This is a genomic window from Mycobacterium sp. 852002-51163_SCH5372311 (assembly GCF_001667115.1).
Taxonomy (GTDB): Bacteria; Actinomycetota; Actinomycetes; order Mycobacteriales; family Mycobacteriaceae; genus Mycobacterium.
In genome coordinates, this window is sequence record NZ_LZIJ01000171.1 from 19,654 (window position 1) to 34,703 (window position 15,050).

Below are 15,050 nucleotides of genomic sequence, written 5' to 3' on the forward strand. Positions count from 1 at the left end.
CGCTTTGAGACGACGCTCACTCGGTGCGCAGCTCCCGCCGAACGATGTTTGACGAACAGTGCCCAATGGGAATGGTGAGTTATCGGCGGGCGAGCCGACGCCGCCTATGGGAAATATCGGGGCATGTCGAGAGGCATCAGGAGGTAGAAGTGGCAGAGCGAAGTGGACCCTTGGAGGCCGTCAGCGGCATCGTCGAGGGCGTGAAGGGAAAGGTCAAGGAAGTCGTCAGCATCGTGACCCGTAACGACCAGCTGGGTCGCGAGGGCAGGGCGCAGCAGGACAAAGGCGAGGCGCAACGCGACGCGGCCAAGAGGGAAGCCGAGGCGGAGTCGGCCCGAGCCAGTGCCAAAGCCGCTGAGGAGCGGCAAAAGAGGAACCAGTAGCTCACTCTTACCCGTGATGGGCCCAGCCGGTTTTCCGGCTGGGCCCATCACGTTTGTTTTGCCGAGGCACGTGCCCTCTGGACAGCGCATCACACTATTCAGTAAGTTAACGTTTAAGATGCTGAACTTATGCTGCGGCTCAACGGTCAGACGACGGCGCAGGCTCAAAGCGGATCGTGCGAGCCAGACGTCCGGCGTTTAGCGCTGCCGGGGCAGGGTATGACGGCGGGTGTTCGAGCGATTCAAACCGTGCCGCCCAAGCCATTCGAAAGGGGGTAGCGGGGTAAATGCGTGCTGCGTCACCGAGGATGGGGCTGGTCCCCACGCCGGCGGGCTGGTCGGTCGCTGACGACTTCGGCGCTTGGCGTTCGAGTGTGCGAAGGGCTGTCCTCGCGGCACTCGCGGACTTTGTCGCCTCACGCCGCGCCGCCGATCTTGACGCCGTGTGCATCGATGCTGTCGGCGACGTGTTGGCGGAGTTCGTCCGTGGCGGCAAATGCCTGCGATCCACCTTTATGTACCTGGGGTGGTTGTGCGGCGCGCCGCCGAGTGATGCGGCGTTACGCGCCGCGGCGAGCTTGGAGTTGCTGCACACCTTCGCGCTCATGCACGACGACGTGATGGATGATTCGGCGCAACGGCGTGGCCGGCCCTCGGCGCACGTTAAATTCGCGATCTGGCACCGCGAACGCGGCTTGCCCGGCTCGGCCCGGCGGTTCGGCGAATCGTCGGCCATTCTGCTGGGCGATCTCTGTCTGATCTGGGCCGAGAAGATGCTGCGGGAAAGCGGTGTCGACCCGCGGTGTCTACAGCGAACCTGGTCGCGCTACGACGCCATGCGCATCGAGCTTGCGGTGGGCCAGTTCGCCGACTTGACGTCCGATGTCCGTCAGATGCCGACCCTGAAGGATGTGCTGGACGTGGCACGGCGCAAATCCGGCAACTACACCGTGCGCCGCCCGCTGGAAATCGGCGCGGCGATGGCCGGCTGCGACGATCGCACCTTGTCCAGCCTTGGCCGCTACGGCGTCGCGGTCGGCGAAGCGTTTCAGCTTCGTGACGACCTGCTGGGGGTCTTCGGCTCACCCGAGCTAACCGGAAAGCCTTGCGGTGGAGACCTAATCGAACGCAAGGCGACCAGCGTCATCGTGGCCGCCCACCAGATGGCCGAGGGGCCGGCCCGACGAGAGCTGGCCGAACTTGTGAACAGCGACGTGCTCGACAACGCAGCGGTGGAGCGCTGGAAAGCAGCGATTTTCGCAACCGGGGCAGTGCAGTGGATTGAAGACATGATCAGTCGTCGCGTGGTGGCTGCCCGGAAGGCGTTGAGCGACATGGCTATCGACGACGAGATTCGCACCGCGTTGGCGAATATGGCCGTCGCCTGCACGGAACGCCGCGAATGACAATGCGAACAATTGGCGGACGAGGCGACCACGTCGTCGTGATCGGCGCGGGCCTGGCGGGCCTCTCGGCGGCGCTGCACCTGGCCGGCCGGGGCCGGCAGGTCACCGTGGTAGAGCGCCACCCATGGCCGGGCGGACGGGCCGGCCGGCTCGATATCGACGGCTACCGGATAGACACCGGCCCAACCGTGCTCACGATGCCCGAGGTCATCGACGAGGTATTCGCGGCCGTAGGCGAGACCATGTCCGACCATCTGGATCTGCTGCCGGTCGATCCCGCTTACCACGCCGTGTTCGCCGACGGCAGTTCCCTGCGGGTCCATGCTGATCCCGACCAAATGGCAGCAGCCGTCGAGGAATTCGCGGGTCCCCGGCAAGCCGCGGGCTACCGGCGGCTGCGCGGATGGCTGGAGCGCCTGTACCGCACCGAATTCGACGGTTTCATCGCCGCCAACTTCGACTCCCCGCTGTCCTTGCTCAACCCGCAGTTGGCGCGGCTGGCCTCGATCGGCGGCTTTCGCAAGTGGGACCGAATGGTCAACCGCTACATCTCCGACCCGCGGTTGCAGCGGGTCTTCACTTTCCAGTCGCTCTACGCCGGGGTGGCGCCGCGGGACGCCCTGGCGGTCTATGCGGTCATCGCCTACATGGACACCATCTCGGGTGTGGTGTTTCCGCGCGGCGGAGTGCGGGCACTCCCCGAAGCACTCGCCGCTGCCGCCGTCGGCGCCGGCGTCAGGTTCTGCTACAACACCGCAGTTTCCGGGCTGGAAAGCGGCGGTGGGCAGGTCAGCGCCGTGCACACCGACAACGAACGCATCCCCTGCGACGCGGTGGTGCTCACCACCGAACTGCCGCAGACCTATGCGCTGCTCGGTAGAACACCACGCCGCGCGGTCGCACTGCGTCCGTCGCCATCGGCCGTTGTGGTCCATGCCGGATGTCGCAGCACCGTACCGGAAACAGCGCATCACACCATCTTGTTCGGTGAAGCGTGGAATGACACGTTCACCGACATCATTCGAGACGGTCAGCTCATGCGGGATCCATCGTTGCTGGTGACCCGTCCGACCGCGACCGACGCAACGCTGGCGCCGGCCGGACGCGATCTGCTGTATGTACTGGCACCCGCGCCCAACCTCACCCGGGGCCGCATCGATTGGGACGGGGCCGGTAAACCCTACGCGGACAAGATGTTCGAGTGCGTCGAGCAACGGCTGATACCCCGCTTGCGGGAGCATGCAAAAGTACTCGACGTCGTCACACCTGCCGACTGGGCCCGTCAGGGCATGGCGGCCGGCAGCCCATTCGCGGTTGCTCACACCTTCGCGCAGACCGGTCCGTTCCGGCCGGCGAATATGGTCCGCGGGATTGACAACGCGGTGCTTGCCGGGTCGTCCACCGTGCCCGGCGTCGGCGTGCCCACCGCGCTGATCTCGGGGCGACTCGCCGCCGATCGCGTCACGGGCTCAGCCCGATCCGCCACTCGCGCACAGACGCACCTCGATCTGAAGGCCGGACGATCGTGATCCGCAGCGAGTTGGACGCCGCAGGAATCGACGATCCCCGGCTGCGAGACGGCTATCGCCGCTGCCGGGAAATCAATGCCGCCCATGGCCGTACCTTCTTTTTGGCGACCCGGCTGCTCGCCCCCGATCAACGGCCGCCGGTACACGCGCTCTACGGATTCGCGCGTTACGCCGACGACATCCTCGACGACCTCGATCCGGACATCGGCGGTGAAATACGGGCCCGACGGTTGCAGCAGCTTGCGGACCAGTTCTTCGAAGACGAAGAACACCAAGCCAATCCGGTACTCGTCGCGGTGTCCCACACCGCGCGCCGCTACCAGATCAGCACCGAGTTGTTCGACGACTTCCTGGCGTCGATGCGAATGGACCTCACGGTCACCGACTATCCCGACCGCCGGGCGCTCAACGTCTACATGCGTGGCTCTGCCGAAGCCATTGGCCTGCAACTACTTCCGATACTGGGCACGGTGTGCGCCCGCGAACAGGCCGCACCCTATGCGGCCGCACTCGGCAGGGCGTTTCAGCTCACCAATTTCCTGCGCGACATCGACGAAGATCTGCTACGCGGCCGGGTTTATCTGCCTGCCGACGAATTGTGCGCTTTCGGCGTCAACCGCGACCTACTGATGTGGTGTCATACGCAGCGCCGCACCGATCGGCGGGTCCGGCAGGCGTTGGCAGCCCAGCATGAAATCGCGCGGGAGGCTTACCGGTTCGCTGCAGCCGGAATCGGTACGCTCACGCCACGCTCGCGACCCTGCGTGGCGACAGCGACCGCGCTGTATTCGGAAATCCTGGATTGCATCGAAGCAAGCGACTTCGCAGTGTTCAGTCACCGGGCAACCGTCGGCAGAGCACGACGGCTGCAGGTGGCCGGCGCCGGCCTGATGCGTGCGTGGCGGGCACGAAACGGCGCCGCATGAGCGATCGTTGGCAATACCTTCTGGTCCTGGCGGCATGCCTGGTGATCACCGCGCCGCTGGAGCTTTTCGGTGCCGGCGTCTACCGCAGATGGCGGCGCGCCGCCCGGGCCGTTCTGCCGGTGGCTGTGCTGTTTCTCGTCTGGGACGAGATCGCGGTCGCAGGACATGTATGGAACTACGACAGCCACTACCTCACTGGCGTGAGCATCCCGTTCGGAGTGCCGATCGAAGAGGTGTTGTTCTTCCTCGTCATTCCGCTGTGCGCGCTGCTGACCTACAACGCGGTGAGCACCATCCTCGGTCGGTTCAAACGCCGATGACCGGTCTCGGCTACACCGTTCCGGCGGCCGCGGCCGTCGTGATTGTCTGCACATCAGAACTGATGCTGTTGCGTACCGGTCTGTTTCGGCGTCCGGCCTACTGGCTGTCGATGCTGATCGTGCTCGGCTTCCAGATCCCGGTCGACGGCTGGCTGACGAAACTGAGCTCCCCCATCGTCAGCTACGACCAGCGCCATATCATCGGTCTGCGGTTTCCGTTCGACATACCGATCGAAGATTTCCTGTTCGGGTTCGCATTGGCCACCGCGGTGCTGCTGTTATGGGAGCGGCAACATGGGCGTCCATGAAGCGCGCTTGCGCCTCGGCGGCCTGTCGGATGCGTTCGACGTCGGCGCCGCCGCATACGACCGATTGGTCGGCGCCAGTCCGGGCTACCATGCGGATTTGTGTCTCTCGGCGCGGCGCATGCGAATCCCGTTACGCGGCAGGGGTTTGCGGCTGCTGGACGCCGGATGCGGGACCGGCGCATCGACTGCCGCATTGCTTGCAGTCGCACCCGAAGCCGACGTCATCGCGGTCGACGCGTCACGCCGAATGCTAGACATGGCGCTCGCCAAGAACTGGCCCGCCTCAGTGCGATTCGTGCATGCATCCGTAGCGGAACTCGATGCGCACGGCATCACCGGACCGTTCGACGGTATCTTTGCCGCCTACCTGGTGCGCAATCTGGCCGACCGGGACAGCCAGCTGCGCAGCTTTTTCAGGCTGCTACGGCCGGGTGGCACTTTGGCAGTCCACGAGTATTCGGTGCGTGATTCGCCTGCGGCAGCCGGAGTTTGGCGGGCGGTCTGCTGGGGCATCATCATCCCGGCCGGCTGGTGGTACACCCGCGACACCACACTTTATCGGTACTTGCTGCGTAGCGTTCTGACATTCGACGGCGCCGCACAGTTTCGCCGGCGGCTCGCCGATGCCGGGTTCACCGCCGTGCACAGCGAAACGATGCCCGGCTGGCGGACCAACATCGTGCACACCTTTCTGGCGGATGCGCCATGACGAGCGTCCGCCGGAGTGACCGTCGCCGCCAGAGTCATTTAGCACCAGCGGGATTCTTCAACCCAAGTCGGCTGCCGGCGCGGCCCCGGGCCGTCGTGGTCGGTGCGGGGATAGCCGGGCTGACCGCCGCCACCGGACTGGCTGAACGCGGTGTCTCCGTCGAGATCGTCGAACGCGAGCCATACCTCGGTGGGCGCGTCGGCGGCTGGACCGAGCAGCACGACGGCGCGGCCTTTGCGATGAACCGTGGGTTCCACGCGTTCTTCCGGCAGTACTACAACTTGCGAGAGCTGCTCCGGCGCGTCGATCGGCGACTGCGCATGCTGACCCCTGTCGACGACTATCCGCTGGTCGACGGTGCCGGCCGGCGCGACAGCTTCCGCGGCCTCCCCCGCACCCCGCCGTGGAACGCGCTGGCGTTCGCGGCACGCAGCCCGACCTTCCGGCTTCGTGACTTCGCGCGTATCGCCGCTCGGGCTGCCGCGCCGCTGGCCGCGGTGTCGGTGCCGGAAATCTATCGGAGGCTCGATCACCTCGACGCCGAAACCTTCCTGAAGAGTATTCGTTTCCCAGAGGCGGCCAGGCATCTCGCGTTCGAGGTGTTTTCCCGCAGCTTCTTCGCCGACCCGGCCCAGCTGTCGGCCGCCGAGTTGGCAACGATGTTCCACATCTACTTCCTGGGCTCCAGCGAAGGACTCATCTTCGATGTCGCCAACGCGAACTTCGACACCGCCCTCTGGCAGCCACTGCAAAGCTATCTCGAGGAGCGCGGCGTGCGGTTCCGGCTCGGTGCCAGCGCGCTGCGTGTCGACGAACGCGGGACGAAAGGCTTTCGGGTACATACTGATTCCGCCGGACATCTCGATGCCGACGCGGTAGTACTGGCCACGCACGTGGCGGGGCTACAGCGCATCCTTGCGGCTTCGTCAGGTTTGGCCGACGACACCTGGCGCGCACGCATAGCAGCTATGCGCACCGCGCCCTCGTTCGCAGTGCACCGGCTCTGGCTCGACCGCCCTGTCGCGACCGGCCGGCCGCCGTTCTTGGGCACGGCGGGCCACAAACCGCTGGACAACATCAGTGTGCTGGAGCGATACGAACGCGAAGCGGCGCAGTGGGCCAGGGCGCACCGCGGGTCCGTCGTCGAACTGCACTCCTATGCCCTCGAATCCGCGCCATCCACCGCGGCCGCCAGACGACAGCTGCACCGGCTCTATCCGGAAACCGCGGCGGCGCAAGTGGTTTTCGAGCAAGTCCTGCATCGCAGCGACTGCCCGCTTTTCGCGCCCGGGACGTATGCGGACCGGCCAGGGGTGGTCACCCCGGTAGACGGCCTGGTACTGGCCGGCGACGGGATCCGAGTCGATCTGCCGGTGGCACTCATGGAACGCGCCGCAACCACCGGCTGGTGCGCCGCCAACCGATTGTTGCGGCGATGGGATCTGGCCGGACACCGGTTGCAAACGGTACCCAACCACGGCCGCGTGCCACTGCTGCGCTGGCTCGCCACCCGTGAAGGATCGGATCGACGATGAATCTTCTGCAACGCCTGGGCCAACGACTGCCCAAAGACCTGCCATTGCAAGCGGTCCCGCGAATACCTTGGGCCGATCAGCGCCCGACCTATCGGGAGGCACAGCCTTCGATTATCGACGCCGCGCTGAGGCGATCCCAGTCCAGGCCCACCGGCAATTGGTACGCGTTCGCGGCAAGTCGCTCCATCCGAACCGGTCGGCCGTTCGGGTCCTGTGTCGCCGGAATCGAGGTCGTGGCCTGGCGCGACGCGCAGGGCCGTTTGCGCGTCGGTCCCCGAAGTTGTCCGCACCTCGGTGCTGATCTGGCCACCGGCACGGTGCACCGCAGCTCGCTGATTTGCCGCTGGCACGGACTGGCCTTGAGCGGCACGGCATGCGAATTGGGCTGGAAGCCGCTGCCCAGTCACGACGACGGCATCCTCGCCTGGGTGCGCCTTGACCGGGTCGGCGGAGAGAAGCCGTTGGACGAGCCGGTGATCCCGGTCAGACCCGGTGGCGGCACGATCGCTGCCGTTACCCGGCTGGTCGGTGTGTGCGAACCACCGGACATCATCGCCAACCGACTCGACCCGTGGCACGGCGCATGGCTTCACCCCTATTCCTTCACCCGGCTCGAGGTTCTCACCACACCCACCGAGCATGCCGATCGATTCCTGATAGCGGTGACCTTCCGAATGGGCCGGGTGGGCGTACCCGTGATTGCCGAATTCAGCTGCCTCGATGCGCGCACCATCGTGATGCGGATCGTGGACGGCGAAGGAAGCGGCAGCGTGGTCGAAACCCACGTCACGCCAATTGGTTCGGGGCCGGACGGTCGGCCGCGTACCGCCGTACTGGAAGCGACCATCGCGCATTCCGACCGTCCGGGTTTCAGACGGGCATGCGGAGCGGCCCCGCTGGTCGCACCGCTGATGCGCTATGCGGCCAGCAGACTCTGGCGCGACGACCTCGTCTACGCGGAACGGCGTTTCCACCTGCGCTCCGGCGAAAGACATGCTTAGCCCGGCGCATGAAGGGGTAGACACAACCATGAAAAGTCGACCTTCCGTTTCAGCCAAGCGGAGCTCCGAATCCGATTCTGTGGCTGGCACATCGAGAACCGGGGCTTCACCGTTTAGCAGGCTCTCGGCGGCCTGGTGGGCGGTTGTGGTCGGGTTGCTGATCCTCGTCGTCTTGCTCATATTCGTGGCGCAGAACACCGAGTCCGTCGCCGTGCACTTCCTCGGATTTCAGTGGAGTTTGCCCGTCGGTGTTGGCTATTTGTTGTCCGGCGTTGCCGGGGGGAGCATCACGGTGCTGATCGGTGCGGCGCGAATGATTCAACTGCGCCGGGCGGCGAAGCGAACCATCCGGTCGGTCTGAACGTTTGGCCCGGAATACAACGCGTCGTCGCAACGTGGTTCCGGAATACTACACAAGCCGTCGCTTTCTTCGCGGCTGCCGTGTCATGGGCGGTACTCGCCTCATGGCGAGGCAATGAAAGGTGCTGCGCGGCAACCAATCATGGAAACAGCCTGCGGAGCATGGCGGCCCTGGCCGGCTCGCGCGGTTTCATATTACTCACTTAACTATTAACCTAATGAATAGCGCACGTCCCGGGGGTTCGGCTCGCTCGGGGGACCATACGACTCCAACCGGGAGGAAAGCGATCACGATGGATACACCGCAGCGCGCCACCGTTCGGTTGAGCATCAAGCGCAATGGCGAACACGCAAGTCAGGCAACCGAAGACGCGCAGGCACGGGATGCCGCGGTGCGGGCGGCCGGCAAGATGTCCGAGGCGCTCGAGACGATCGAGCGGGCGCGTGGCCACCTGTACGCGTTTCACCAGCTGACCGGCCGTGCCGACCTGCAACTCGATGCAGTGGTGGAAGAGCTGTGTGAAATGGGACAGGACGACTTGGCGGAGCGCATCAGCCACGAGCTGATCGGTCGCAATGTCCTGCCCGGGCGATGGAGTTTCCAGGTCGTCGATGATTACGACGACGGCTACTACCAGTGCTTTCAGGAAATTGAACGGCTGACCCGAGCCCGGCTCACCGGGGGGCGGCGCCACGTGTTCGAAGCCGAGATGAAGGAGCGCCGGCGCACTGCGGGCCACCCCGCCCATACCGCGGCGCCCGATGACCACGCCAAGGACTAGTCAGCGCGACGCCGGCATCGTTGGGTCAGCAGACGCCGCTCGACAGGCGCGCGCCGCGGTCGGCCCGTAAGCCAGGATCACCGACATCCCCGTTTTCTACGTGATCGGTGTTGCACCAAAGCCGTGCAGTGTGCGCAGATCGCGCGCGCCGCACCCGTGCAGACACACACGAAGCTCGTCGATGAACTGCCGCAACCACGCGGTTGCGGCGGCAGCGGACTCGACCGCGGCACCGAGCAATGGTCGCGAAACCGCCACCACGTCAGCGCCGAGGGCGATCGCTTTGGCCGCGTCCATACCGGTCCGGATTCCACCGGAGGCCACCAGCGGAATGTTTGGCAGCGCGGCACGCACGTCCAATATCGCTTGGGCAGTGGGTATCCCCCAGTCGGCCAGATCCGGATAGCGCACTTCGCCGTAGCGCACCAGTTGCTCGACCCGCGACCATGACGTGCCACCCGCGCCCGCGACGTCTATGCCCGCCACTGGCGGCTCACCCGTATACCGCAACAATTCAGCGACGGCGGCGGCGCCAATCCCGTGGCCGACCTCCTTCAACAGCACCGGATAGCCGAGCATGGGGGTTACGTCGTGCAACCGGTCCAGCGAACCGCCGAAGTCGGTGTCACCGTTGCGCTGCATCGCTTCTTGCAACGGATTAGTGTGCACGGCAAGGGCATTGGCGCCAACCCGGTCGAGTGCGCGGACAATGTCGGGCACCGCGTCCTTGGTCAATTGGGATAGTCCGAGGTTGCCGAACAACAACACCTCGGGTGCGACATCACGGACGGCGAAGCTTGCGGCGGCCCTTTCGCCTTGCGCGCTGTCGAGCATGACGCGCTGCGACCCGAGCATCATCCCGACACCGAGCCGCTGCGCTGCGATGGCCAGATTCCGGTTGATAGTTCCGGACAGCTCCGCCCCGCCGGTCATGGCGCCGATGAGAACCGGCGCCCCCAACCGTGCACCGAAGAATTCGACGGAAAGGTCGACGTCGTCGAGGCTGGTCTGGGTCAGTGCGTTGTAGGGCAGCCGGTATCGTTCCAGGCCTGTCGTGAGACGGTGATAACCCACGTCGCCGTCGAGGCACACGTCGATATGGCGGAGCTTGCGAGTTGTCAGCGCGCCGCGATCATCCGCCATGATTGTTACCGATCCGTCGATTTGGTGTTCCGCCGAGCATTCGCACCTTAGTTAAGCATATGAATGATTCATTGACTTAACTAGTCCTGCCCTACCGAAAACTGCGCCCCCGCCAGTCGGGCTGTCTCAGGCCGTATTTCGCAGGCAAACTACTACCGGTGCTGATGCCCGTTCCACGACGCTATGCGCACCGGACCCCTTCCAGGAGACTGTCCGTCGATGTACAGCTGCTGCATGACGGCCTGCCAGGACTCCGCCGTCGGACCCGAACCCGCTGTGCCCTCGTACAACCCGACGATCACGGCATGGTTGTCGTCGGCCAGGGTGTATACCGGTCCCCCGGTGTCGCGTCCGTCCGAAGCCACCCCCGTGATGCCGAACCGGTTGTTGTTCACCGTGCCCACGCGGCCACAGGTCTCACCGGTAGAGATTCCGAAGTGGCACACCCAATCGCCTTGCTGCGCGCGCGCTCCGGGCTTGGACTGCAATTGACGTCCGGTAGGCAGCACATCCGACGCCTTCACGTCGTCGGCCAACTTGATCACTTCGTACTCCACATCTGACGACGCGCCGTCTCCGGCCGGGGTGGCGGCGTCGTGACGCGCGGTGACCACTCCGCCGAGCACGTTTCCGTGATTGTCGGTCACCACCGACCCGCCGTCGCATTGACCGGTGGCCAGCGCAATCCGCAGCGTCATCTCAACCATTCCCAGCGTGCATATCGTGCTGCCCTGACGAATTTCCATGCCGGGAAACACGTTCGCAACAGGGTCGGCGTGTGCCGGGCCGGTGACACCCAAGGAAGCGGCGGCGAATGCGCTTGCCAAACAGCAGAAAGCCCGGTGCACCGCCTTCATTGATCCGCACCGTCCCTCGCGCTGAAAAGGATGAACTCCAAACTTGTCATTCGGGCCACACATGCCATCCGGTTCACGCCGAATACCCGGTACTCACCGGCCCAAACCGCCGACAGATAGACGAATTCGAAACTGATTCCCCAAGGGTACCGAAGAATGCGGTTTGCCGACTCTTTTCACGTATATGCCGAGCGTGTCAGGATGCGTGGGCCACACCGAAGATCGGAGCCGCAGGATGACCCCACAAGACGAAAACGGCCGCTACTTTCCCTATCGTTACGATCCCCGGCTGGCTCCGATGTGGCTACCCTTCCGGTGGCCGGGGCGGCAAGGCGTGATCCTCACCGACGATGGCCGTTTCCTCGCCCGCTACGGCCCATTTCGTGTCGAGGCTCCCCTGTCTTCGGTGGTCGACGCCCATGTCGCAGGTCCGTATCGGTGGTGGACTGCCGTCGGCCCCCGGCTTTCGATGGTCGACGACGGGCTCACATTCGGAACCAATGCAACGGCGGGCGTGTGTGTCCATTTCGACCCCCGCATTCGTCGTGTCATCGGGCTGCGTGACCACTCGGCGCTGACCGTCACGGTCGCCGATACCGCAGGGCTGGCAGCTGCCCTCAAAGGCAGTAGTTAGCGGGCCCATCCGGCGTCGAGGCGCCGAGTTCGGCCTGGAATCGGCGCATGGCGGCGATCAGCGCGGCGAAGACCCGGTGGGCGGCCGCCAAATCGTCGTCGGGGAGACCCTCTAGCTCGACTTGGGTCAGGATTCTCAGCGGATCGAAGAACGACCGTGCTGTCTCGAGTCCGGATTCGGCATAGCGCAGGATGACCTTGCGGCGATCGTCGGGATGCGAGTCACGCCGCACATGCCCGGACTCGATCAGCCGGTCCACCAGGTAGGTGATCGCGCCCCCGGACAAACCCATCCGCTGGGTGAGATCACCCGAGGTCATCGGCCGCCCGGCGGTTTCGGCGACCATGATATGCAGCAGCGCACGGAAATCGGTGGGCCGCACGCTATGCGCCGCCGCGAACAACCGGCCGATCTGGTCAGATTCGGCGGATATCTCGCGCACGTCGGCCGAGATCAGCGACTCCAGCTCCACCCGTTCCTCAGGGTTCATAGCGTCTTGCAGCATATCCGCATCTGGTCGATCATTTAAGTTGATTAATGTTTTATTTATTGAAATGCTTACCGGCGTGTGGGATCGTCTCGCAGCGTCCGTGACGGGCCGGCGCTCGTGGCTGTGGGCGGTAGGGGTAGTGCTGCTGGCGAGCGTTTTCATGGTGTTGATCGGCGGAAACGCGGCCGCGGGTCAGCCACCGCCGGAACTGCCGGCCGGCTCCGATACCGCGCGAGTCGAGGCGCTGGCGCGACAATTCCCCGACGGCGACCGGGCTCCGCTGATTGTGGTGGTCACGCGCACCGATGGCGCGATCCTCAACTCCACCGATGTCACGAGCGCCAAAGGAGCCCGCGACCGGATGCAGGCATTGGCGCAGCGCGCCTCGGCGTCCGGTCCGCCGATTGTGTCCGCCGACGGCAAGGCCGCGATCGGCATGGTGAACATCAGCGCCGACTTGACTGGTCTGGCCCTCAACAACTGTGTCGCCGAGTTGCGCAACGCCGCACACAGCGACCTTCCGACCGGCCTCGACGCGCATGTCACCGGCGGACCCGCATTTGGTGCCGATATCGCCAACGCGTTCGCGCACGCCGACATCACCCTGCTGGCGGTGACGGCGTCGGTGGTCGCGCTGTTGCTGATCGCCACCTACCGTTCACCGGTGCTGTGGCTGCTGCCGCTGCTGGTGATCGGATTCGCCGACCGGACCGCGGCCGCGGTGGGCACCGCGGTGGCATCGGCAACCGGCCTGAGCTTCGACGGCGCCACCTCCGGCATCACCAGCGTGCTGGTGTTCGGCGCGGGCACCAACTACGCACTGCTGCTGATTTCCCGCTACCGCCAAGAACTTCGGCGCCTCACCGATCACCACGACGCGCTGCGGCGCGCCGTGCGGATGGCCGGACCGGCCATCGTCGCCAGCAACGCCACCGTGGTGCTGGCGCTGCTGACCCTCACCCTGGCCGCCAGCCCGAGCACCCGCAGTCTGGGTGCGCTGGCCGCTTGTGCGCTGGTGGTTGCCGCGGTGTCGGTTCTGGTGGTGCTGCCGCCGCTGCTGGCACTGTTCGGCAGGCGGCTGTTTTGGCCCTTCATTCCGCAGCCGGACAGCGAAGGTGCCGCAGTGGAGGCGGGGCTTTGGCACCGCGTCGCCGAACGGGTGGCCCGGCGTCCGGCCCTGGTCGCCGCGATTGCGATCACCGTGCTGGGCACACTGGCGACCGGCCTGCTGGGAGCCGAAATCGGTCTGTCACGCACCGAGCAATTCCGGGTTGCGGCCGACTCGGTTTCCGGATTCGACGTGCTGGCAAGGCATTTCCCCGCCGGCTTGACCAACCCGACGGTGGTGGTCGGTGCGAGCGCAAGGGCTCCGCAGCTGCAGAATGCCATCACTACCACTCCCGGTGTGGTCTCGGCGGCCGAGACCGGCCGGTCGACCTCCGGGCTGACAAAATGGTCGGTAGTGATCGACGCGCCGCCGTCATCCGGCCAGGCGTTCAAAACGATTGCGGCGCTGCGTCGTTCGGCTGCCAAGGTCTCTCCCGACGCGCTGGTGGGGGGGCCTGACGCGCAAGCGCTCGATGTGCGCGATGCGGCGCAACACGACCGTCTGCTGCTGATCCCTGCGATTTTGGCCGTCATTCTGGTTGTCCTGTATGCGCTGCTGCGGTCGGTGTTGGCGCCGCCGACCCTGCTGGGCGCGACGATCCTGGGTGCGCTGGCCGCGCTCGGAATGGGTAGCTGGGCCAGCGTGCACATCTTCGGTTTTCCCGCCCTGGACCAGAGCACGCCGTTGTTCGCGTTTCTGTTCCTGGCCGCCCTCGGCGTTGACTACACCATTTTCCTGGTGACTCGCGCCCGTGAGGAAGCCGCGGACCACGGCGCCTCCCAAGGCATGATCCGTGCGGTGTCGGCCACCGGAGGCGTGATCACCAGCGCCGGAATCGTTTTGGCTGCGGTCTTCTGCGTGCTGGGCGTATTGCCCCTGATCGTGCTGACCCAGTTGGGCATCATCGTCGGCCTGGGCATCCTGCTCGACACATTCGTCGTGCGCACGCTGGTGATCCCTGCCCTGTTCGCCCTGATCGGTGACCGCATCTGGTGGCCCAATGACCCGACCAAAGCCAAACCCGTTGAGCAGCAAGCGGAACCAGCCCAAACCCAACCTCACCGGAGGCCGTCATGAACAAGTCCACCTTGGCCGGCACCGCCCTGGCGGTCGCCGCGGCTGCAGTCAGCGGCAGCATTGCCAGCCCGAGCCGCACACCCGGCTGGTATGCGCTCGTGCGCAAGCCGTCGTACCAACCACCCAGCACCGCCTTTCCCATCGTGTGGACCACGCTGTACGGCGACATCGCGGCCACTTCCGCGGTGGCCATCGACCGATTTCGTGCGTCGGGCCGACACGACAAGGCACGGCGCTACATCACCGCGCTGAGCGTCAACCTGGCGCTCAACGCCGGGTGGAGTTGGCTTTTCTTCCGCTACCACAAACTCGGTGCGTCCGCGCTTGGCGCCGCGGCGCTGACAGCGAGCAGCGCCGACCTGGCCAGGCGGGCTGCCGAAGCGGACCCGCGGGCCGGAGCCGCGCTGTCGCCCTACCCCCTGTGGTGTGCATTCGCGACGGTGCTGTCCACCCACATTTGGCGCCTGAACAGCCACTGATCC

At 65.5% G+C, this 15,050-nt stretch carries 17 protein-coding genes; 14 read left to right on the forward strand and 3 right to left on the reverse strand.

Going from position 1 to position 15,050, the window contains the following annotated elements; translation table 11 throughout:
- The first annotated feature begins 149 nt into the window (after nt 1-149).
- From A5791_RS18850 to A5791_RS18900, 11 genes are all read left to right on the forward strand, one after another.
- Nucleotides 150-383 carry a CsbD family protein gene (locus A5791_RS18850; protein WP_067240506.1) on the forward strand — a complete coding sequence of 78 codons (234 nt, stop codon included), beginning with the start codon at nt 150-152 and terminating at the stop codon, nt 381-383.
- Nucleotides 384-670: 287 nt separating this feature from the next.
- Nucleotides 671-1,789 carry a polyprenyl synthetase family protein gene (locus A5791_RS18855; protein ID WP_067240104.1) on the forward strand — a complete coding sequence of 373 codons (1,119 nt, stop codon included), beginning with the start codon at nt 671-673 and terminating at the stop codon, nt 1,787-1,789.
- Complete coding sequence (gene crtI / locus A5791_RS18860) at nt 1,786-3,318, forward strand: phytoene desaturase family protein (RefSeq protein WP_197504727.1); 1,533 nt, start codon at nt 1,786-1,788, stop codon at nt 3,316-3,318. Before A5791_RS18855 ends, crtI begins: the two co-directional genes overlap by 4 nt.
- A complete protein-coding gene (locus A5791_RS18865; RefSeq protein WP_067240106.1) occupies nt 3,315-4,244 on the forward strand; it encodes a phytoene/squalene synthase family protein in 930 nt (309 codons plus the stop codon). Before crtI ends, A5791_RS18865 begins: the two co-directional genes overlap by 4 nt.
- The gene (locus tag A5791_RS18870; RefSeq protein ID WP_067240108.1) at nt 4,241-4,564 is read left to right on the forward strand and encodes a lycopene cyclase domain-containing protein; all 324 of its coding nucleotides are present in this window, start codon (nt 4,241-4,243) and stop codon (nt 4,562-4,564) included. Before A5791_RS18865 ends, A5791_RS18870 begins: the two co-directional genes overlap by 4 nt.
- Nucleotides 4,561-4,872 (forward strand): lycopene cyclase domain-containing protein, encoded by a 312-nt coding sequence (locus A5791_RS18875; protein ID WP_067240110.1) that lies wholly within the window; start codon nt 4,561-4,563, stop codon nt 4,870-4,872. Before A5791_RS18870 ends, A5791_RS18875 begins: the two co-directional genes overlap by 4 nt.
- Nucleotides 4,859-5,581, forward strand: a complete 723-nt coding sequence (locus A5791_RS18880; RefSeq protein ID WP_067240115.1) for a class I SAM-dependent methyltransferase — start codon at nt 4,859-4,861, stop codon at nt 5,579-5,581. Before A5791_RS18875 ends, A5791_RS18880 begins: the two co-directional genes overlap by 14 nt.
- Nucleotides 5,578-7,116 carry an FAD-dependent oxidoreductase gene (locus A5791_RS18885; RefSeq protein WP_067240116.1) on the forward strand — a complete coding sequence of 513 codons (1,539 nt, stop codon included), beginning with the start codon at nt 5,578-5,580 and terminating at the stop codon, nt 7,114-7,116. Before A5791_RS18880 ends, A5791_RS18885 begins: the two co-directional genes overlap by 4 nt.
- Complete coding sequence (locus A5791_RS18890; RefSeq protein ID WP_067240117.1) at nt 7,113-8,117, forward strand: DUF5914 domain-containing protein; 1,005 nt, start codon at nt 7,113-7,115, stop codon at nt 8,115-8,117. The genes A5791_RS18885 and A5791_RS18890 overlap by 4 nt, the downstream gene beginning before the upstream one ends.
- Before the next feature lie 145 nt (nt 8,118-8,262).
- Nucleotides 8,263-8,478 (forward strand): lipopolysaccharide assembly LapA domain-containing protein, encoded by a 216-nt coding sequence (locus tag A5791_RS27310; protein WP_231995957.1) that lies wholly within the window; start codon nt 8,263-8,265, stop codon nt 8,476-8,478.
- 409 nt (nt 8,479-8,887) lie between these two features.
- Nucleotides 8,888-9,259, forward strand: a complete 372-nt coding sequence (locus tag A5791_RS18900) for a hypothetical protein (protein ID WP_067240508.1) — start codon at nt 8,888-8,890, stop codon at nt 9,257-9,259.
- Nucleotides 9,260-9,355: 96 nt separating this feature from the next.
- On the opposite strand, the gene fni is transcribed toward A5791_RS18900, so the two are convergent.
- Nucleotides 9,356-10,402 carry a type 2 isopentenyl-diphosphate Delta-isomerase gene (gene fni / locus A5791_RS18905; protein WP_067240120.1) on the reverse strand — a complete coding sequence of 349 codons (1,047 nt, stop codon included), beginning with the start codon at nt 10,400-10,402 and terminating at the stop codon, nt 9,356-9,358.
- 152 nt (nt 10,403-10,554) lie between these two features.
- Nucleotides 10,555-11,259, reverse strand: coding sequence for a hypothetical protein (locus tag A5791_RS18910; RefSeq protein ID WP_067240121.1), 705 nt, complete (start codon nt 11,257-11,259; stop codon nt 10,555-10,557).
- Nucleotides 11,260-11,494: 235 nt separating this feature from the next.
- Here A5791_RS18910 and A5791_RS18915 point away from each other — a divergent pair, with 235 nt between their 5' ends.
- Nucleotides 11,495-11,893, forward strand: coding sequence for a hypothetical protein (locus A5791_RS18915; RefSeq protein WP_067240122.1), 399 nt, complete (start codon nt 11,495-11,497; stop codon nt 11,891-11,893).
- On the opposite strand, the gene A5791_RS18920 is transcribed toward A5791_RS18915, so the two are convergent.
- Nucleotides 11,877-12,398, reverse strand: a complete 522-nt coding sequence (locus A5791_RS18920; RefSeq protein WP_082967014.1) for a MarR family winged helix-turn-helix transcriptional regulator — start codon at nt 12,396-12,398, stop codon at nt 11,877-11,879. The genes A5791_RS18915 and A5791_RS18920 overlap by 17 nt on opposite strands.
- Nucleotides 12,399-12,459: 61 nt before the next feature.
- Here A5791_RS18920 and A5791_RS18925 point away from each other — a divergent pair, with 61 nt between their 5' ends.
- Complete coding sequence (locus tag A5791_RS18925; RefSeq protein ID WP_369828100.1) at nt 12,460-14,568, forward strand: MMPL family transporter; 2,109 nt, start codon at nt 12,460-12,462, stop codon at nt 14,566-14,568.
- Entirely contained in the window at nt 14,565-15,047 is a 483-nt protein-coding gene (locus A5791_RS18930; RefSeq protein WP_067240125.1) for a TspO/MBR family protein, read from the forward strand. The genes A5791_RS18925 and A5791_RS18930 overlap by 4 nt, the downstream gene beginning before the upstream one ends.
- Nucleotides 15,048-15,050: the final 3 nt, after the last annotated feature.